Source organism: Variovorax sp. OK605 (assembly GCF_900115445.1).
Classification (GTDB): Bacteria; Pseudomonadota; Gammaproteobacteria; order Burkholderiales; family Burkholderiaceae_C; genus Variovorax.
Genome location: NZ_FOWL01000008.1, coordinates 134628 through 152731, shown reverse-complemented (window position 1 = coordinate 152731; position 18104 = coordinate 134628). Strand labels below are relative to the sequence as shown.

The 18104-nt window shown below is 70.3% G+C and carries 13 protein-coding genes; 6 read left to right on the top strand and 7 right to left on the bottom strand.

Going from position 1 to position 18104, the window contains the following annotated elements:
- Nucleotides 1-3 precede the first annotated feature (3 nt).
- Complete coding sequence (gene urtB / locus BM013_RS21550; RefSeq protein WP_093129692.1) at nt 4-918, bottom strand: urea ABC transporter permease subunit UrtB; 915 nt, start codon at nt 916-918, stop codon at nt 4-6.
- 172 nt (nt 919-1090) lie between these two features.
- Nucleotides 1091-2356, bottom strand: coding sequence for an urea ABC transporter substrate-binding protein (gene urtA / locus BM013_RS21545; RefSeq protein ID WP_093129691.1), 1266 nt, complete (start codon nt 2354-2356; stop codon nt 1091-1093).
- Nucleotides 2357-2619: 263 nt separating this feature from the next.
- Between urtA and BM013_RS21540 the strand changes: the two genes are divergently transcribed.
- From BM013_RS21540 to BM013_RS21530, 3 genes are all read left to right on the top strand, one after another.
- Nucleotides 2620-6030 carry a hybrid sensor histidine kinase/response regulator gene (locus BM013_RS21540; RefSeq protein ID WP_256221597.1) on the top strand — a complete coding sequence of 1137 codons (3411 nt, stop codon included), beginning with the start codon at nt 2620-2622 and terminating at the stop codon, nt 6028-6030.
- On the top strand, nt 6002-6910 hold the full coding sequence (locus BM013_RS21535) for a response regulator transcription factor (protein WP_093129689.1): 909 nt from the start codon (nt 6002-6004) through the stop codon (nt 6908-6910). Before BM013_RS21540 ends, BM013_RS21535 begins: the two co-directional genes overlap by 29 nt.
- A 91-nt stretch (nt 6911-7001) precedes the next feature.
- Nucleotides 7002-7772, top strand: a complete 771-nt coding sequence (locus BM013_RS21530; RefSeq protein WP_093129688.1) for a TIGR04325 family methyltransferase — start codon at nt 7002-7004, stop codon at nt 7770-7772.
- Between the two features lie 38 nt (nt 7773-7810).
- On the opposite strand, the gene BM013_RS21525 is transcribed toward BM013_RS21530, so the two are convergent.
- On the bottom strand, nt 7811-8302 hold the full coding sequence (locus tag BM013_RS21525; RefSeq protein ID WP_177225534.1) for a Spy/CpxP family protein refolding chaperone: 492 nt from the start codon (nt 8300-8302) through the stop codon (nt 7811-7813).
- A 245-nt stretch (nt 8303-8547) separates the two neighbouring features.
- On the opposite strand from BM013_RS21525, the gene BM013_RS21520 reads away from it, so the two are divergent.
- Nucleotides 8548-9384 carry a substrate-binding domain-containing protein gene (locus BM013_RS21520; protein WP_093129686.1) on the top strand — a complete coding sequence of 279 codons (837 nt, stop codon included), beginning with the start codon at nt 8548-8550 and terminating at the stop codon, nt 9382-9384.
- 38 nt (nt 9385-9422) lie between these two features.
- Here the strand turns inward: BM013_RS21520 and BM013_RS21515 are convergent, their stop codons facing one another.
- Entirely contained in the window at nt 9423-10319 is an 897-nt protein-coding gene (locus tag BM013_RS21515; protein ID WP_177206540.1) for an alpha/beta fold hydrolase, read from the bottom strand.
- A gap of 182 nt (nt 10320-10501) precedes the next feature.
- Between BM013_RS21515 and BM013_RS21510 the strand changes: the two genes are divergently transcribed.
- Both BM013_RS21510 and BM013_RS21505 read left to right on the top strand, forming a co-directional pair.
- Complete coding sequence (locus tag BM013_RS21510) at nt 10502-11197, top strand: response regulator (protein ID WP_093129684.1); 696 nt, start codon at nt 10502-10504, stop codon at nt 11195-11197.
- Complete coding sequence (locus BM013_RS21505; RefSeq protein WP_093129683.1) at nt 11194-12678, top strand: sensor histidine kinase; 1485 nt, start codon at nt 11194-11196, stop codon at nt 12676-12678. The genes BM013_RS21510 and BM013_RS21505 overlap by 4 nt, the downstream gene beginning before the upstream one ends.
- A gap of 16 nt (nt 12679-12694) precedes the next feature.
- Here the strand turns inward: BM013_RS21505 and BM013_RS21500 are convergent, their stop codons facing one another.
- Genes BM013_RS21500 through BM013_RS21490 form a run of 3 tightly spaced genes read right to left on the bottom strand, consistent with a single transcriptional unit; the run spans nt 12695 to nt 18042 of the window.
- Nucleotides 12695-15283 (bottom strand): response regulator, encoded by a 2589-nt coding sequence (locus BM013_RS21500; RefSeq protein ID WP_177225533.1) that lies wholly within the window; start codon nt 15281-15283, stop codon nt 12695-12697.
- Nucleotides 15276-15734 (bottom strand): response regulator, encoded by a 459-nt coding sequence (locus BM013_RS21495; protein WP_093129682.1) that lies wholly within the window; start codon nt 15732-15734, stop codon nt 15276-15278. The genes BM013_RS21500 and BM013_RS21495 overlap by 8 nt, the downstream gene beginning before the upstream one ends.
- On the bottom strand, nt 15727-18042 hold the full coding sequence (locus BM013_RS21490) for an ATP-binding protein (protein WP_093129681.1): 2316 nt from the start codon (nt 18040-18042) through the stop codon (nt 15727-15729). The genes BM013_RS21495 and BM013_RS21490 overlap by 8 nt, the downstream gene beginning before the upstream one ends.
- Nucleotides 18043-18104: the final 62 nt, after the last annotated feature.

The following is an 18104-nucleotide window of genomic DNA, read 5'->3' as shown; positions in this document are numbered from 1 at the left end:
TCATCAGCGACGCACCTTGACGGCGAAGAGGCCCTGCGGCCGCATCATCAAGATGAGCACGATCAGCGACAGCGTCAGCACCTTGGCCGTCGAGCCGGTCATGAAGAACTCGGAGATCGACTGCGTCTGCGCAATGCCGAAGGCCGAGACCACGGTGCCCAGCAAGCTGGCCGCGCCGCCGAAGGTGACGACCAGGAAGGCGTCGACGATGTAGAGCGAGCCCGAGGTCGGCCCGGTCGAGCCGATGGTGGTGAAGGCCGCGCCCGCCACGCCGGCAATGCCGCAGCCGATGGCAAAGGTCAGGCGGTCGGTCTTCTTGGTGTCGATGCCGGTGGCGTTGGCCATGGTGCGGTTGGCCACGGTGGCGCGCACCCGCAGGCCCCAGCGGCTCTTGTGCAGCGCCAGCAGCACGCCGCAAGTGACCAGCGCGGTGAGCGCGAGCACAAAGAGGCCGTTGATCGGAATGTCGAGGCCCTCGTGCGGCGTCCACGAGCCCATGAGCCACTCGGGCAGCGTGGGGCTCACTTCCTTCGGGCCGATGAAGGTGCGAAAGATCTGCTGCAGGCCCAGGCTCACGCCCCAGGTGGCGAGCAGCGTGTCGAGCGGGCGCTTGTAGAGGTGGCGAATCAGCACCCACTCCACGATCCATCCGGTGATGAAGGCGAACACGAAGGCCAGCCCGATGGCGATCGGAAAGTAGTACGGCATGAACGCCGGCGCCAGGCTTTCGGTGACGCGCGCGGCCAGGTAGATCGAGTAGGCGCCGATGGTCATGAACTCGCCATGCGCCATGTTGATCACGCCCATCTGGCCGAAGATGATCGCCAGGCCCAGCCCCATCAGCAGCAGCACCGCGAAGAGGCTCAGCCCCGCGAAGCCCTGCATGAGGCCGATGTTCATCATGTCCGACAGAGTCATGGCGGGAAGTCCGGAGTTGGGTTTGGTATTGGCCCCTTCCCCCTCTGGGGGAAGGTCGGGATGGGGGCTCGGCGGCCCTCGCAAGCGCAAGGCTTCATCAAAGGCCGCTTGCCCCCACCCCGGCCCGCCCCCGGGAGGGGAGGGAGCAAAGCCGGGGGAGAAAGGCGACGGCTTACTGGTAGCCCTTGGGGAACGGGTCCGGCTTGATCAATTCGGCCGATTCCGCCACCACCTTGAACGTGCCGTCCGCCTGCCCCTGCCCGATGCGCGCCTTGCTCCACAGGTGGTGGTTCGCATCCAGCTTCACGTAACCTTCGGGCGCCGTCTTCAGCTCGATGCCGGGCGAGCCCGCCACGACCTTGTCGACGTCGAAGCTGCCCGCCTTCTCCACGGCCGCCTTCCACAGCCACGGGCCGAGGTAGCCGGCCTGCGTGACGTCGCCGATCACGGCGTCCTTGCCGTACTTGGCCTTGAAGGCTTCCACGAACTTCTTGTTGTTCGGGTTGTCCAGCGACTGGAAGTACTTCATCGACGAGTAGAAGCCCGCGAAGTTCTCGCCGCCCACGCCCGTCATCTCGTCCTCGGTCACGGCCAGCGTCAGCAGGAACTGCTTGTCGCCGGTGATGCCCGCGGCCTTCAGCTGCTTGTAGAAGGCCACGTTCGAGCCGCCCACCACGGCCGCGAAGATGCAGTCGGGCTTGGCCACCTTGATCTTGTTGATCAGCGAGTTGAAGTTGGTGTGGCCCAGCGGGTAGTACTCCTCGCCCTTCACGGAACCCTTCTGGAAGTTCTCGATGTGCTTGCGCGCGATCTTCATCGAGGTGCGCGGCCAGATGTAGTCGGAGCCCACCAGGAAGAAGGTCTTGGCCTTCTTCTCCTTCGCGCCCCAGTCCAGGCCCCAGATGATCTGCTGCGTGGCTTCCTGGCCGGTGTAGATCACGTTCTTGCTCTGCTCCAGGCCTTCATAGAAGGTGGGGTAGTACAGCAGGCCGTTCTCTTTCTCGAACACCGGCAGCACGGCCTTGCGCGAGGCGCTGGTCCAGCAGCCGAACACGGCGGCGCAATGGTCGTTCACGAGCAGCTTCTTCGACTTCTCCGCGAACGTGGGCCAGTCGGAGGCGCCGTCTTCCTTGATGACCTTGATCTTGCGGCCCAGGATGCCGCCCATGGCGTTGATCTGGTCGATGGCGAGCTGCTCGGCCTGGATGGAGCCGGTCTCCGAGATGGCCATGGTGCCGGTGGACGAATGCAGCTGGCCCACGGTCACCTCGGTGTCGGTCACCGCGAGCCTGGTGGTGTTGACCTTGGCCGTGGGGAACTGCCCCTGGCCGAAGCTCAGCCCGCTCAGGCCCATCACGGGCAGCGCGGCGGCGCCTTGCAGCAAACGCCGGCGGCGCAATGCCAGGGCATCGAGAGAAAGATCGGAATCACGCGACATCAGGAAACTCCAGCAGGTTGAAGAACAGGGGAATGAACATGGGTGGGCCGCGCACCATCGAAGTGCATCGGACGGTGCCCCGAGCACCATGGCTGGTACTTTAGAAATCACCTGCATCCGCGCGAATACGTCATTCAACGTAGCGCCGTGCGCGCGCCCTGCCCGCAGACTCGCGGGCAAGACAACGGCCCCACAGGACGAGCAAAGGCGCAGGGAGCGCTTCTTGCTGTACCTGCCTCATGCCACCGCCGCGAGAACCCACCATGACCTCCGTCTCCGGACAGAAGATCTTTCGCATCCGCCGCGACTACAACGCCTGGGTCGCGAACGAGACGCTGGAGGACTACGCGCTGCGCTACACGCCGCGCAGCTTTCGCAAGTGGTCGGAGTTCCGCGTGGCCAACGCGGCCTTCGGCGCCACCTCGTTCCTGGCGCTGGAGGCCATCGGCGGCGCCATTGCGCTGAGCTACGGCTTCTCGAACGCGCTGTGGGCCATCCTGGTGGTGGGGCTCATCACCTTCCTCACCGGCCTGCCGATCTCGTACTACGCCGCGCGCCACGGCGTGGACATGGACCTGCTCACGCGCGGCGCGGGCTTCGGCTACCTGGGCTCCACGCTCACCTCGCTGGTCTACGCGAGCTTCACCTTCATCTTCTTCGCGCTGGAGGCGGCCATCCTCGCGCTGGCGCTGCAGATGTACCTCGACTGGCCGCTTTGGCTGCTCTACATGGTGTCGTCCATCGTCATCATTCCGCTGGTGGCGCGCGGCATCACGCTGATCTCGGGCCTGCAGCTGTGGACGCAGCCGATCTGGATCGTGCTGTTCGTCTGCCCCTTCATCGCGGTGCTGGTGAAGAAGCCCGAGCTCTATGCGGACTTCACCGGCCTGGTGGGCCGCACCTCGGACAGCAGCGGCTTCGACCCGCTGATGTTCGGCGCGGCGGCCACGGTGGCGTTCTCGCTGGTGGTGCAGATCGGCGAGCAGGTCGACTACCTGCGCTTCCTGCCCGAGAAGACCGCGGCCAACCGCCGCCGCTGGTGGACCGCGGTGCTGGTGGCGGGCCCGGGCTGGATCGTGCCGGGCATGCTGAAGATGATGGGCGGCGCGTTTCTCGCTTTCCTGGCGCTGCAGCACGAGATTCCGGGCAACCATGCGATCGAGCCCACGCAGATGTACCTCACGGGCTTCTCGTACGTGCTGCGCGACCCGGCCTGGGTGCTGGGCATCACGGTGCTGTTCGTGGTGGTGTCGCAGATGAAGATCAACCTCACCAACGCCTATGCGGGCTCGCTGGCCTGGTCGAACTTTTTCGCGCGGCTCACGCACAGCCACCCGGGGCGCGTGGTGTGGCTGGTGTTCAACGTGGTCATCGCGATATTGCTGATGGCGCTCGGCGTGTTCGCGGCGCTGGAGCACGTGCTGGGCGTGTACAGCAACATCGCCATTGCCTGGGTGGGCGCGCTGGTGGCCGACCTGGTCATCAACAAGCCGCTGGGCTGGAGCCCGCGCGCCATCGAGTTCAAGCGCGCGCACCTGTACGACATCAACCCGGTGGGGCTGGTGGCCATGCTGGTGGCGGCGGCGCTGGCCATGCTGGCCTACTCGGGCGCGCTGGGGCAGTGGGCCAAGGCCTTCTCGCCCTTCATCGCGCTGGTGACGGCCATGGCGGTGTCGCCGCTGCTGGCGTGGCGCACGCGCGGGCGCTACTACCTCGCGCGCACCGACACCGCGCCCTGGGCGCCGGGCCAGAGCGTGAAGTGCTCGGTGTGCGACAACAGCTTCGAGTCGGAAGACATGGCGCACTGCCCGGCCTACAGCGCGCCGATCTGCTCGCTGTGCTGCACGCTCGAGTCGCGCTGCCACGACCGCTGCAAGACCGACTCGCGCGCGGCCGAGCAGATGAGCGGCTGGCTGCAGGCGCTGCTGCCGCCGGCGCTGTCGGCGCGGCTGAACTTCCGGGTGGCGCACTACCTGCTGGTGGCGGCCTCGCTCATTGCGCTGCTGGCCACGGTGGTCGGCGTGGTCTATGCGCAGGAGGCCCTGGCGGGCACCAGCGACCGGGTCATTGCCATGGCCTTCCTCAAGGTGTTCGCGCTGCTCTCGGTGGTGGCCGCGGTGGCCGCGTGGTGGGTGGTGCTGGGCAGCGAGAGCCGGCAGATGGCGCAGGAGGAATCGAACCGCCACAACAACCTGCTGGCGCTGGAGATCGAGGCGCACCGCCGCACCGACGCCGCGCTGCAGGCCGCCAAGGAGGCCGCCGAGGCCGCCAACCAGGCCAAGACCCGCTACGTGGCCGGCATGACGCACGAGCTGCGCACGCCGCTCAACAGCATCCTGGGCTATTCGCAGATCCTGCTCAAGGGCGACGCCGCCGCGCCGCCGCGCGAGGCGGTGCAGACCATCCACCGCAGCGGCGAGCACATGCTGGGGCTGATCGACGGGCTGCTCGACCTGGCGCGCATCGAGGCCGGCCGGCTGCAACTGGAGCCCGCGCCGCTCGCGCTGCCGGCCTTTCTCGACCAGCTGGTGCACATGGTGCGGCCGCAGGCGGAGAACAAGGGCCTGGCCTTCGTCTTCACCCACGCGGGCCAGCTGCCGCCGTGGGTGCATGCCGACGCCAAGTGGCTGCGCCAGATTCTCATCAACCTGCTGACCAACGCCGTGCGCTTCACCGACAGCGGCACCGTCACGCTGCATGTGGATGCGCGGCGCGAGGTGCTGCGCTTCGACGTGGTCGACACCGGCATCGGCGTGGCGCCGCAGGACCACCTGCGCATCTTCGAGCCCTTCGAACGCGGCGCCGCGGGCCGCCGGCGCGGCGAGCCCGGCACCGGGCTGGGCCTGACCATCACCGCGCTGCTGACCTCGATGATGGGCGGCGAGCTGGTGCTGGCCCACACCACGCCCGCGGGCAGCACCTTCAGCGTGCGCGTGTACCTGCGCGAGGTGGCCGACCCCGGCCCGCAGGCCCGGGCCGGCGCGGCGCGGCAGCCGGTGTCGGGCTACGTCGGCGCGCGCCGCACGCTGCTGGTGGTCGACGACCAGCCGGTGCAGCGCCAGATGCTGGCGGGCATGCTGATGCCGCTGGGCTTCGAGGTGCGCGAGGCCGCGAGCGGCACCGAGTGCCTCGACAGCCTGCGCGAGGAGCTGCCCTCGGCCATCCTGCTGGACCTGACGATGGACGACATGGACGGCTGGCAGACCGCCACGTCGGTGCGCGCCTCGGGCTTCGAGCAGATTCCGATCATCATCGTCTCGGCCAACATGTTCGAGAACCAGGCCGAGCGCCTGCGCGCCGCCGGGTGCCAGGCCTTCGTGGGCAAGCCGGTGATCGAGTCGGAGCTGCTCGCCACGCTGGAGCGGCACCTGGGGCTGGAGTGGCTGTCGGCGGCCGATGCCATGGGCCCCGCCGCCGACGGCGGCAACACCGCCGCCGCGCCGCGGCGCCCGGCGCAGCTGGCCCTGTCGGAAGACGACCGCGCCGAACTCATGCGCCTGGTGCAGATGGGCCACGTGCGCGGCCTGCACACCGCGCTCGACCGGCTGGCCGCCGCCTCGCCCTCGGCGGCGGCCACCTGCACCTGGCTGCGCGGCATGGTCACGCGCTTCGACCTCGACACCCTCCGCAACGCACTGGCAGAAGATGCAGACACTCCCCTCGCCTCCCCCTGAGTCCGCGCGCGCGGCGTCCGAACGGCCCGTGGTGCTGGTGGTCGACGACGCGCCCAGCAGCCTCGGCATGCTGTGCGACACGCTCGAGTCCAGCGGCTACACCGTGCTGGTGGCGGCCGACGGCGAGGCCGCGCTGCAGCGGCTCGAGCTGGTGGTGCCCGACGCGATATTGCTCGACGGCCTGATGCCCGGACTCTCGGGCTTCGAGACCTGCAGGCGCATCAAGGCCAACCCCGCGCTCGCGCACATCCCGGTGCTGTTCATGACGGGGCTGTCGGAAACCACGCACGTGGTCGAGGGCTTCGAGTGCGGCGGCGTTGACTACGTGGTGAAGCCCATCCGCGCGCAGGAGGTGCTGGCGCGGCTGCACACGCATGCGCGCAACGCCCGCATCACGCGCATGGCACGCGACGCGGTGGACGTGGCGGGCATGGGCGTGGTGTTCGTCGACACGCGCGGGCGCATCGCGTGGCGCTCGCCGCAGGCCGCGCTGTGGCTGCACGCGCTCGAAGACCCGGTGGCGCCCGGCCTGCTGCCCGCATCGATCGAACCCGCGCTGGCGGCGGGCGCGTCGATCGCCATCGGCACGGCCACGGGCATGCGCCTGTCGGTGCGCAACCTGGGCGCGGCGGCGCTCGGCGAGACCATGCTGCTGTTCGCGATCCAGCGCGACGGCCCCGCGGCCCGGCTGGCCGACGCGGCCCTCACGCCGCGCGAGACCGAGGTGCTCTCCTGGCTCGCCAAGGGCAAGACCAACCGCGACATCGGCGAGATCCTGGGCACCAGCCCGCGCACGGTGAACAAGCACCTGGAGCACATCTTCGAGAAGCTGGGCGTGGAGACGCGGGCGGCTGCGGCTGCGCTGGCCAGCGGTATGTAACCCCTAGGGGGTAACCGCCCCAACCGCACATGGTTTTACGTCTTGAATACTTTGGTTGCGTTCAGAATGAACCACGCCACCGGAGATAGAGATGCTCTCAAGCCTGCTGCAGTTTCCGCCCCGTGAAAGCGCCTACAAGCGCAAGTTCCTGAACAACACCGACGAGAACCTCTTCATGGGTTCGTTCGAGAGCTTCGCCGCGGCAGAAGCCGGTGCGCCGCCCAGCAAGGCCGTGGGCTATGCCAACGCCGACGCGGGCGAGCTCTACAGCCCGCAGATCTATTTCTACGACTACCCGAGCCTCTTCTGGCTGGGCCGCTCCATCGACGCGGGCTTGACGCGCGTGTTCGACCTGGGCGGCCACGTGGGCATCAAGTACTACGCGTTCCGGCGCGTGCTGAGCTACCCCGACGACCTGCAATGGACCGTGTGCGACGTGCCCGGCGTGGTCGAGAGCGGGCGGGCCATGGCCGTGAAGCGCGAGGCCACCGCGCAGCTCGACTTCACCACCGACTACCGCGACGCCAGCGGCTGCGACGTGCTGTACGCCTCGGGCAGCCTGCAGTACCTGCCCACCCGCATGGAAGAGATCTTGTCGGCGCTGCATGTGAAGCCCAAGCGCATCATCATGAACACCACCGCCGTGCACCCGGAACGCACCATCTTCACGCTCAACAGCATCGGCGTGGCCGTGTGCCCCTACCGCATCCAGCACCACGACGACCTGCTGGCCGAGCTTGCGCGCGCCGGCTACAAGAAGCGCGACGTGTGGCGCAACGAGGGCAAGCCGATCGAGGTGCCCTTCGTCGACGGCGGCGACAAGCCGTACTACGCGGGCTGCTGCTTCGACCTCGCGGCCTGAGCCGACGCGCCGCAAGCCAGGCGAGGCCGGCAAGCCGCTCAGGGGATCACGGCGGGCAGGTTCTGGTCGGCCACGTGCCGCTGGTCGGGCGACAGGGCCTCATAGAGCGTCGAGAGTGCGTCGCTCACCGCCTGCGCGCGCCGGGCACGGTCCTGCGCCTGCGCGGCGCGCTGCTGCACGAACTGCACGGCGGTCTGGTCGTCGGCCGATGCGGCGGCCGCCATGCCGGCGCGCCCCGCCATGTCCCACACCGCGTCGGAGAAGCGGTCCCACGAAGCGGACTGCTCGGGCGTGATCATCAGCTGCAGGCGCAGGTCGTAGAGCTTGTCGCGCACCTTGGCCGCGGCTGTCGCCGGCGTGGACAGGCCGTCGCCCGCGCGCGGGCTTGCCGAGCTGTCGGGCCGCGCACCGCGCCGGCCGCCGCCACCGCCCATGCCGCCACCTCCGCCGCCACCGAATTGCGCGAAGCCGTGCCCGCTCACGGCGATCAGGGCCGCGGCAAGCGCGAACCTCTGCAGGGGGCGTTTCATCATCCTGAATCCTTGGAGCCTTGGGGGTGTTGGATTGTTGGCCTGCCAGAGGCCATCGCGCATTTCAGGAGCCTGGGCTGTCCGGCGCGTTGCGCAGCGGTAAACCGGCGGTAAAGCCGGCCGTCTTTACCTTGGGCCGGCGCGGGTTCGCAGGGCTGGCCGCGCTCCGTGATAACCCGGAATTTCCTGAGGGCCGAATGACAGCCCCGGCTTCTACGATGGCCTTTTCTCCAGGAGACAAGCCCATGAAGCCCTTTCTCGCGCTGACCCGCCGCGCCGCCCTGCCGCTGATCGCCGCGCTGGCGCTTGCCGGCTGCGGTGGCCTCGGCACCCCGAACACGGCGCGCACCGCAGGCACCGCCGGGGCCGCCGCCGGCGACATCCACGTCATGACCTCCGGCGGCTTCACCGCCGCCTACAACGACCTGCGCCCCGAATTCGAACGCAGCAGCGGGCGCACGGTGAAGACGGCCTACGGCGCCTCGATGGGCAACGCCGACGACTCGATTCCCAGCCGCCTCGCGCGCAACGAGCCGGCCGACGTGGTGATCCTGGCGCGCCCGGCGCTCGACGCGCTCGTTGCGCATGGCAAGGTGGTGTCGGGCAGCCAGGTCGACCTGGTGCGCTCGGCCATCGGCTTCGCGGTGCGCAAGGGCGCGCCCAGGCCCGACATCGGCACGGTCGATGCGCTCAGGCGCACGCTGCTGGCCGCGCCGTCGATCGCCTACTCGGCCAGCGCCAGCGGCACCTACTACGAGACCGAGCTGCTCAAGAAGCTCGGCATCGAGGACCGCGTGCTGCCCAGGAGCAAGCGCATCCTGAGCGAGCGCGTCGGCACGGTGGTGGCGCGCGGCGACGCGGCGCTCGGCCTGCAGCAGGTGAGCGAGCTGCTGCCGATCGCGGGCGTCGACTACATCGGGCCGCTGCCCGCCGAAGTGCAGCGCGTGACGGTGTTCTCGGCCGGCATCGCCACGGGCTCGAAGCAGCCCGAAGCGGCGCGCCAGCTGATCCGCTACCTGAACTCGCCCGCCGCGGCGCCGACCATCGCGAAGACCGGGCTGGAGCCGCTGACGGCGCGCTGAACGGCCGCGGTTCAGAAATCAGGAATCGGGCGCCGCCGCTACAGCGTCCACCCGTCGCGCCGGAAGAACTCGACGAGCGCATTGCCGACCTTGAACGGCTGGTCGCTGTCGAGCGTGTGGCCCGCGTCGGTCACCAGCTCGGCGCGCACGTGCGGCGCCTGCGCCTGCACGCGGGCCCAGGCGTGCATCGGATCGTAGAGCGTCTCGTCGCCGCCCAGCAGCATGAGCGTGTCGCGGGGCAGCACGCGCAGGTCGTCGTCGCTCATGCGCCCCGGCGGGCGGGGGTGGCCGCGCTGGCTGCGCGCGCGCACCAGCAGGTCGTCGAGCACCCAGGCCGGCGGCGGAGCCACCACGGGCGACGACAGCACGGCGTGCAGGCCGCGCACGGTGCGCTCGTTCGGGAACAGGGCCGCCAGCCCCGCGCGCAGCAGGTAGCCCGCGCCCGGAGACTCGAGGTTGGCCGGCGACAGCAGCGCGAGCTTCGACGCGCGGCGCGAACTCTGGCGCAGGTAGGCCGCGGCGAGCCAGCCGCCGAACGAGACACCGCACAGCCCCACCTTCGGCCGGCCGAGGCCGATGAGCACGTCGTCCAGCCAGTTGCAGTACGCGTCTTCGGAGGCGGGCCGGCGCCCCTCGGTGCGGCCGGCGTCGCCGATGATGTCGACCGCGTACACCTGCAGCGCGCCGGCCAGCCGTTCGATCACGTGGATCCAGGCCGTCGCGTTCGCGCCGCCCGCGTGCAGCAGCACCACCGGCGGCGCGTAGGCCGGCCCGCAGGCCAGCACGTGCGCGCGGCCGTAGCGCGTTTCCACGTAGCGGCTGTCGTACGGCACCGGCCAGCGCGCGAGCACGCGGGCGTAGGAGTCGAGCAGCGAGGAATGGGCTTGCGGCGAGCGGAAATGCCCGGCGAACAGGCGTGCTTCGAAGGGGCTCATCGGGGTGGCGTGGGTTGGTGCGGCGTGTGCGGCATGTGCGGCGGCGTTGCGTGGTCTCTGGAAAACACCCGGCATGGTGAGCCGCCTACATGAAGGTCTGCTGAAAATTTCGCAGCTTGCGATGCCGCACCGAGCGCCTTTTCTTAGGAATTCCTTCAGCTTCAGCGGTTAGATTCCCGCCCATGAAGATCCTCCTGGCCGAAGACGATTTCGACCTGGCCACCGGCATCCGCGTCGCCCTGCAGTCCCAGGGGCTGGACGTGGTGTGGGTGCGCCGCGTCGAGGAGGCGCTGCGCATTCTCGAGACGCAAGGCTGCGACCTGCTGCTGCTCGACCTCGGCCTGCCCGACGGCGACGGCCTGGCCGTGCTCGAGCGGCTGCGCCGCAGCGGCGCGCGCCTGCCGGTGCTGATCCTGAGCGCGCGCGACGGCCTGAACGACCGGCTGCAGGGCCTGGACAACGGCGCCGACGACTACATGGTCAAGCCCTTCGTGCTGGCGGAGCTCATTTCGCGCGTGCGCGCCCTCGCGCGGCGCAGCTACGGCGGCGACGGCGCCACCTTCGAGCTGCGCGGCCTCTGGCTGCACGAACCGACGCAGCGCGTGCGCGTGAACGGCGAGCCGGTGTCGCTGTCGCGCAGCGAGTTCAAGCTGCTGAGCCTGCTGGTGAAGCGCGCCGACCGCGTGGTGGCGCGCCGCACGCTCGAGCAGACCGCCCTGTCGATCGGGCCGGACCAGCCGCAGAGCAACACCAGCAACGTGCTCGACGTGCACATCTCCAACCTGCGCCGCAAGATCGGCGACGGCTACATCCGCACCGTGCGCGGCATCGGCTACGTGATCTACCTCGCGGCGCAACAACCCCAGGAGAGCGCATGACCGCCGAAGCCGCACCGCCGGGGCCCGCGACACCGGCGGTGCAACCCACGCGGTCGCCCCGATCCCCACGGGGGTTGCGGCGGCTGCTGCACAACGCCTGGCAGCGCGTGCGGCGGCCCTCGCTGATGCGCCGGCTCATGTTCGCGCAGATCGCGGTGATGACACTGCTGTGGAGCATCGCCGTGGTGCTGCTGCTGGGCTCGGCCATGACCGACGACCTCTCCACGCTCGACGCCTCGCAGCGCAGCATGCTGGTGGTGGCGCGCAACCTCACCGACCAGCCGGCCAGGCAGCAGGAAAGCCTGCGCGCCATGGACCTCGCGCTGCGCAACGCGCTGGGCAACGGCAACGACGCCACCCTGTCGCCGAGCGTGATCGTGTGGCAGAACGGCAAGCGCATCTACCACTCCGATGGCGTGCCGCCCGGCATCGCCAACACGCGCCCCGACATCGGCGAGACGGTGCAGGCCGACGGCAAGACCTGGCGCGCGCGCACCATCGAGTCGCCCTCGGGCAAGACGCACGTGACGCTGGTCACGCCCGGCGGCATGCAGCTGTGGCTGACCTTCCAGACGCGCGGCTACTACATCCTGCCGCTGGTGATCAGCGTGCCCTTCCTGCTGTTCCCGGCGTGGCTGTCGATCCGGCTGGCGCTGCGGCCCTGGCGCAGGGTGGCGCGCGAGATCGCCTCGCGCGGCCCGCACGACCTGGCGCCGGTGTCGGAGCAGCCGCGCCACGACGAGCTGCTGCCGCTGGTGCACAACTTCAACGCGCTGATGGAGCGGCTGCGCGCGAGCATCGCGCGCGAGCAGAGCTTCATTGCCGACGCGGCGCACGAGCTGCGCACGCCCATCGCCGCGATGCGCGTGAACGTGGAGGCGCTGCAGTCGCTGCTGACCGAGCGCATTCCCACCGAGCGCCAGCACGAGCTGTTCGCGCGGGTGCTCAGCAGCAACGCGCGCGCCGAGCGGCTGGTGGGCCAGCTGCTGCGCCTGATGCGCAGCAACGCGCATGCCGCCGCGGCGCATCCGCTGCGGCTGGACGACCTGCTGCAGGAGCGGCTGGCCGCGCTGTCGGCGCTGGCACACGTGCGCGAGGTCGAGCTCGAACTGGTGTCCGACGAGCCGGTGGCGATCGCGGCCGACCGCGACAGCCTGCTGTCGATGATCGACAACCTGATCGACAACGCCACCAAGTACAGCCCCGTGGGCTCGGTGGTGAGCGTGGGCGTGCGGCGCGACGACGGCATGGCCGTGGTCACCGTGGCCGACCAGGGCCCGGGCATCATGCCGGCGCTGCGCGAGCGCGTGTTCGACCGCTTCTTTCGCGACCCCGACCAGACGCAGACCGGCAGCGGCCTCGGGCTGGCGATCGTGCGCGCGGTGGTGGAGGCGCACGGCGGCAGCATCGTGCTGGGCGACACCGGCCTGGGGCCGGGGTTGCTGGTGACGGTGCGGCTGCCGCTGACGCCGCCAGCCTGAGGCCTGAAGACGGCGGCTACCGGCTCTCGATGAGCTGCTTCACGCGGCGCGCCAGCACGTCCATCTCGAAGGGCTTGGTCATCACGTGCATGCCGGGGTCGAGGTGGCCGTGGCTGAGCACCGCGTTCTCGGCATAGCCGGTGATGAACAGCACCTTGAGCTCGGGCCGGGCGGTGCGCGCGGCGTCGGCCACCTGGCGGCCGTTCATGCCGCCGGGCAGGCCCACGTCGCTCACCAGCAGGTCGATGCGCTGGCGCGGCGACTGCAGGATGCGCAGCGCCTCGGCGCCGTCGCCGGCCTCCAGCGTGGCGTAGCCCAGCCCCTGCATCACCTCGACGATGATCATGCGCAGCGCGGGCTCGTCGTCGACCACCAGCACCGTGTCGCCCTGGTCGGCGCGCGGCGCCATCGGGGCCTCGGCCGGCGCGATGGCGGCTTCTTCCTGCATGTCGTGGCGCGGCAGGTAGATGCTCACCGAGGTGCCCCTGCCCACCTCCGAATAGATGCGCACCTGCCCGCCGGACTGCTTGGCGAAGCCGTAGATCATCGACAGGCCCAGGCCGGTGCCCATGCCGATCGGCTTGGTGGTGAAGAACGGATCGAAGGCGCGCGCCACCACTTCCGGCGGCATGCCCACGCCGTTGTCGCTGACGGTGAGCGACACGTACTGCCCCATCGGCAGGTCGCGTTCGCGCGCGGTGCGCGCGTCGATCCAGCGGTTGGCGGTCTCCACGACCAGCTTGCCGCCCTCGGGCATGGCGTCGCGCGCGTTGATGCACAGGTTGAGCAGTGCGTTCTCCAGCTGGCCGGGGTCGGCATGCACGTTCCACAGGCCCACGGCTGCCACCGTCTCCAGTGCGACGTGCGGCCCCAGCGTGCGGCGCAGCAGCTCTTCCATGTCGGTGACGAGCCGGTTGGCGTTGATCGGCTTGGGCTCCAGCGTCTGGCGCCGCGAGAAGGCCAGCAGCCGGTGCGTGAGCGCCGCGGCGCGCTTGACCGCGCCCTGCGCCACGCCCACATAGCGCTCCATGTCGGCCGGCTTGCCTTCCAGGCCGCGCCGGCGCATGAGCTCGAGGCTGCCGCTGATGGCGGCCAGCAGGTTGTTGAAGTCGTGCGCCAGGCCGCCCGTGAGCTGGCCCACGGCTTCGAGCTTCTGGCTCTGGCGCAGCTGCTCGCGCGCGGCGTCGAGTTCGGCGGCGCGCTCCTTCTGTTCGGTGATGTCGCGCGCGGCCGCATAGAGCAGCCCGTTGTCGGGCACCGCCGTCCACGAGAGCCAGCGGTACTCGCCGGCCTTGGTGCGGTAGCGGTTCTCGAAGCCGGTGGTGCGCGCGCCGCCCGAGAGCCGGACCAGTTCGGCCTCGGTGCCGCGGCGGTCGTCGGGATGCAGCAGCTCGCGAAACGGCATCGCGCAGATCTCGTCGGCGCTCCAGCCCAGCACGGTTTCCCACGCGGGGTTCACGCTGAGGAAGTGGCCGTCGGGCATGGCCACGCCCAGCAGGTCCTGGCTCAGCGCCCAGGTGCGGTCGCGCTCCTGCGTGCGCGCGCGCACCTGTTGCTCCAGCGATTCGGCGAAGGCCACCAGCTCGGTCTGCGCCTCGCGCCGCGCGATGGCCGAGCGCACGCGGTCGCCCACCTCGCGCACGAAGTCGATCTCGTCGCGCGGCCAGGGCCGCGCCTCGCCGTGGTTCAGGTAGAGCAGCCCGACCAGCCCGCCGCGCTCGGTGAGCGGCATGTTGACCACGGCGCGCGCCGTGATGGCGTCGAGCGCGTCGGCGTTGTCGCGCGTGCGCGGGTCGAGCCGCGCATCGGCAAAGGCCACGGTCACGCCGCGGCGCAGGTCCTCGATGTAGGAGCCGTAGTCGCGAAAGTGCAGCATGCCCGCCAGGCTCGAGACGCCCGGCGCGGTCCAGTCGCGCTCGATGGCGATGGTCTCGGCCGCCGTGTCCACCAGGCCGTAGCCGGCGCGGTCCACGCCCAGCTGCTGCCCCAGCATCTCGGAGGCCGCATAGGCGATGTCGCCCGGCTCGTCCATGTCGCGGATGCGGTCGCCCAGCTCCATGAGCGCGAGGCGGCGCGTCTCGGCCTGCAGGATGGCCTTGTTCGCCGCGTGCAGGCGCTGCTCGGCCAGGCGCTTGGCGCGGCGGTCGGCGGCCTCGTTGAGCGCGCGTGCCACCACCACCGGCAGCCGCTCGAGGCGGCCCTTGCTCACGTAGTCGGTGGCGCCGCTTTTCAGCAGCTCGACCGCGTTGTCCTCGCCGATCACGCCGGACACGAAGATGAAAGGCGTCTCGGGCACCGTGCCGCGCGCCAGCTCGAGCGCGTGCGCGCCCGAGAAGCCGGGCAGCTCGTAGTCGGACAGGATCAGCGCGTAGCTCTGCTCGGCCAGCGCGCCGGCAAAGCCCGGCTCGTCGCGCACCACCCGCGTGCGGGCCTGCGGAAAGGCGCGCGCCAGTTCTTCGGTCAGCAGCTCCACGTCGAAGCGCGAGTCCTCGAGGATCAGCACGTTCAGCGGCGGCGCGTTGGCTACGGCCTCGGCGGCCTCGGCGGTCTCGGCGGCCGCGGCCGCCTCGACCACCGCGACGACCGCCGCGCCCGGGTTATTCATGTCTGCGCGCCGTCTTCAGGGAGCCCGGCGGCGGTTCGTTGAGCACCGCCCAGAACACGCCCAGCTCGGCAATGGCCGAGACGAAGCGGTCGAACGCCACGGGCTTGACCACGTACGCGTTGACGCCGAGCTCGTAGCTGCGCAGCACGTCCGACTCTTCCTGCGACGAGGTGAGCATCACCACCGGGATGCTGCGCAGCACCGGGTCGCCGCGCACGTCCTTCAGCACCTCCAGGCCGGTGACCTTGGGCAGCTTCAGGTCGAGCAGGATCACGGCCGGGTTGCCCTCGGCGCGCCCGGCGTGCTCGCCCTCGCGGTGCAGGTATTCGAGTGCCTGCGCGCCGTCGCGCAGCACCACCACGTCGTTGGCGAGCTGGCTGCGCTCCAGCGCAATCAGGGTGAGTTCCAGGTCGCGCTTGTCGTCTTCGACCAGCAGGATCGGTTTAAGCATGTCCTTCTCCGTTTACAGCCGGCGCGCTCGCCGCCGCTGTCTTCTCAGGGTCCCACCGCGGGAGGATGAAGCCGAAGCTCGCGCCGGCATCCACCGCTCCGTTGGCCCGTACCGTGCCGCCATGGCGCTCCACGATCCGCTTCACATTGGCCAGGCCGATGCCCGTGCCCTCGAAATCTTCCGCCTGGTGCAGGCGCTGGAACACGCCGAACAGCTTGTCGGCGTACTTCATCTGGAAGCCCACGCCGTTGTCCTGCACCTCGAGCCCGTCGCCGAGCGCTTCGTCGTGCACCGCGCGCACCGCGATGCGCGCCGGGGTGCGCGTGCGCGAGTACTTCACGGCGTTGGCCAGCAGGTTGCGCACCGCCACCTGCAGCAACAGCGGGTCGGCGTACAGCGTGGGCAGCGACGCGTCGATCTCCCACTCGATGGCGCGCTGCGGCTCCAGCCGCTTGAGCTCGCGCACCAGGCCGTCGACCAGCGAGGCGGTGTCGACCGGGCGCTGCTTGAGCGCGGCGCGGCCCATGCGCGAGAAGTCGAGCAGCGCATCGACCATCTGGCCCGCGAAGGCCGCGGCGTCCTTCACGTGCGCAAGGTAGCGGTGGGCGCGCTCGCTGAGCTGCTTGCCCTCGGTCTGCGCCACCAGGTCGACATAGCCCGCAATGTGGCGCATCGGCGCGCGCAGGTCGTGCGACACGGTGTACGAGAACGCCTCCAGCTCCTTGTTGACGCGGCCCAGCTCGGTGGCCACGGCGGCCAGCTCTTCGGCCCGGCGCAGCACCACGCCGATGAGCGCCTGCCGCAGCTCGCCCGCGGCGCCGACCTCGGCCGCCGACCACGGCGTGCAGCGCCCGCGGATGTGCTCGACCCAGCTCTCGAAGCTCAGGCGCGGGTGCATGCGCCCGCCGTCGGCACTCATGGGCTTGTGCGGGTCGCCCGCCCAGCGCACGGTGCGCACGAGCTCGGGGCGGAACCACAGGATCAGGTGCCGGTGCACCTGCGAAATGGAAATGGCCAGCACGCCGGCCGCCGTGCCGGCGAAGGCCTCGGCGGGCGTGAAGTGCGCGGCCAGCGCGTCGCTGTCGTACACCTCCACGCCCAGCCCCGCGATCCAGCCCGCGAGCTCCTGCACCTGCGCGCGCTCGGGCACGTCGCCCACGCACCAGACCTCGTCGTCGAGCACCACGGCGGCGCCGGTGGCGCGCATCACGCGCAGCATCAGCGAGGCCTCGGAGACCAGGTGCTGCAGGGTGGCGTCGCTCTCGGCCAGGTGCGAGACGATCTGCAGCGTGAGCTGGCGCAGCTCGAGCCGCTCGGCCACCTGGCCGTTGCTCTCCTTCGACTGCAGCTGCAGCGACAGCAGCTGGCCCAGGTGCTCGCAGGCCAGCCGCGTGCCGGGGTCGAGGAAGCGCGGCGCATGGTCGTGGCACGAGATGAGGCCCCACAGCCTGCCGTCGATCACGATCGACACCGACATGGACGCCAGCGTGCCCATGTTGCGCATGTACTCCAGGTGGATCGGCGAGACGCTGCGCAGCTGCGCCTGCGACAGGTCGATGTCCGCGGCCGTGAGCGACGCGTCGTTGGCCAGCAGGCGCACCGGCCGGTAGTTGGCGTCGGCAATCAGCCGGAAGTGGTTCACCAGGTACAGCGCGCGCGCCTGCTGCGGAATGTCGGACGCCGGAAAGTGGTGGCCGGTGTAGCTGTCGTAGCCCGGCTCGACCTCTTCGGCCAGCACCTCGCCGTGGCCGGCCTCGTCGAAGCGGTAGACCAGGCACCGCCCGAACCCGGTCAGGCGCTTCATCTCGCGCGCGGCCAGTGCGGCGAGGCGGGCCACGGTGTCGGCCTGCTGCAGGTGCGGCAGGAAGACGCGGCCCAGCGAATAGATGGGCGCCTCGTTGCCGGCGGGCGGCGAGGCGGTCTCGAACTCGACGATCAGGTGGCGCTCGTTGCGGTGCACGGCGGCGTCGAACACCTCCGCGCCCACCTGCACCGCGCCCAGCGACACCGGCGAGGCGCCCGGCTGCAGCGCGGGCAGCCGCAGCTGGCCGAGCGTGTCCTGCGCGGCGGCGAGTTGCGCGGCGGGCCAGTTCTCGCTCCAGGCCACGAGGGCGAGCGAGTCGGGCTGCAGCACCAGCAGGCGGCCGTGCGGCTGGATCGAACCGGGCACGCGGATCGGCTCGAGGTCGCAGGAGGACAGGTCGACCTGCGGCGGCTCGATGGGCCGGAATGCGGCGACGGGGGCGACGGGGGCGACGGAAGCGGTGGGCGCGGTGGGCGCGGTGGGCGCGGTGGACACGGTGGGCATGGACACGGTCAATCTGCGCGGCGGTGCCCGCGCGGGTTCATCGGAAGATGGGGCGAAACGAT

Bases quoted from the DNA above. Each gene is read 5' to 3' on its own strand.
- BM013_RS21500 (WP_177225533.1), bottom strand. From the start codon at position 15,283: ATGAATAACCCGGGCGCGGCGGTCGTCGCGGTGGTCGAGGCGGCCGCG.
- BM013_RS21515 (WP_177206540.1), bottom strand. From the start codon at position 10,319: ATGAGCCCCTTCGAAGCACGCCTGTTCGCCGGGCATTTCCGCTCGCCG.
- BM013_RS21510 (WP_093129684.1), top strand. From the start codon at position 10,502: ATGAAGATCCTCCTGGCCGAAGACGATTTCGACCTGGCCACCGGCATC.
- BM013_RS21520 (WP_093129686.1), top strand. From the start codon at position 8,548: ATGAAGCCCTTTCTCGCGCTGACCCGCCGCGCCGCCCTGCCGCTGATC.
- BM013_RS21525 (WP_177225534.1), bottom strand. From the start codon at position 8,302: ATGAAACGCCCCCTGCAGAGGTTCGCGCTTGCCGCGGCCCTGATCGCC.
- urtA (WP_093129691.1), bottom strand. From the start codon at position 2,356: ATGTCGCGTGATTCCGATCTTTCTCTCGATGCCCTGGCATTGCGCCGC.
- BM013_RS21540 (WP_256221597.1), top strand. From the start codon at position 2,620: ATGACCTCCGTCTCCGGACAGAAGATCTTTCGCATCCGCCGCGACTAC.
- BM013_RS21490 (WP_093129681.1), bottom strand. From the start codon at position 18,042: ATGCCCACCGTGTCCACCGCGCCCACCGCGCCCACCGCGCCCACCGCT.
- urtB (WP_093129692.1), bottom strand. From the start codon at position 918: ATGACTCTGTCGGACATGATGAACATCGGCCTCATGCAGGGCTTCGCG.
- BM013_RS21495 (WP_093129682.1), bottom strand. From the start codon at position 15,734: ATGCTTAAACCGATCCTGCTGGTCGAAGACGACAAGCGCGACCTGGAA.
- BM013_RS21530 (WP_093129688.1), top strand. From the start codon at position 7,002: ATGCTCTCAAGCCTGCTGCAGTTTCCGCCCCGTGAAAGCGCCTACAAG.
- BM013_RS21535 (WP_093129689.1), top strand. From the start codon at position 6,002: ATGCAGACACTCCCCTCGCCTCCCCCTGAGTCCGCGCGCGCGGCGTCC.
- BM013_RS21505 (WP_093129683.1), top strand. From the start codon at position 11,194: ATGACCGCCGAAGCCGCACCGCCGGGGCCCGCGACACCGGCGGTGCAA.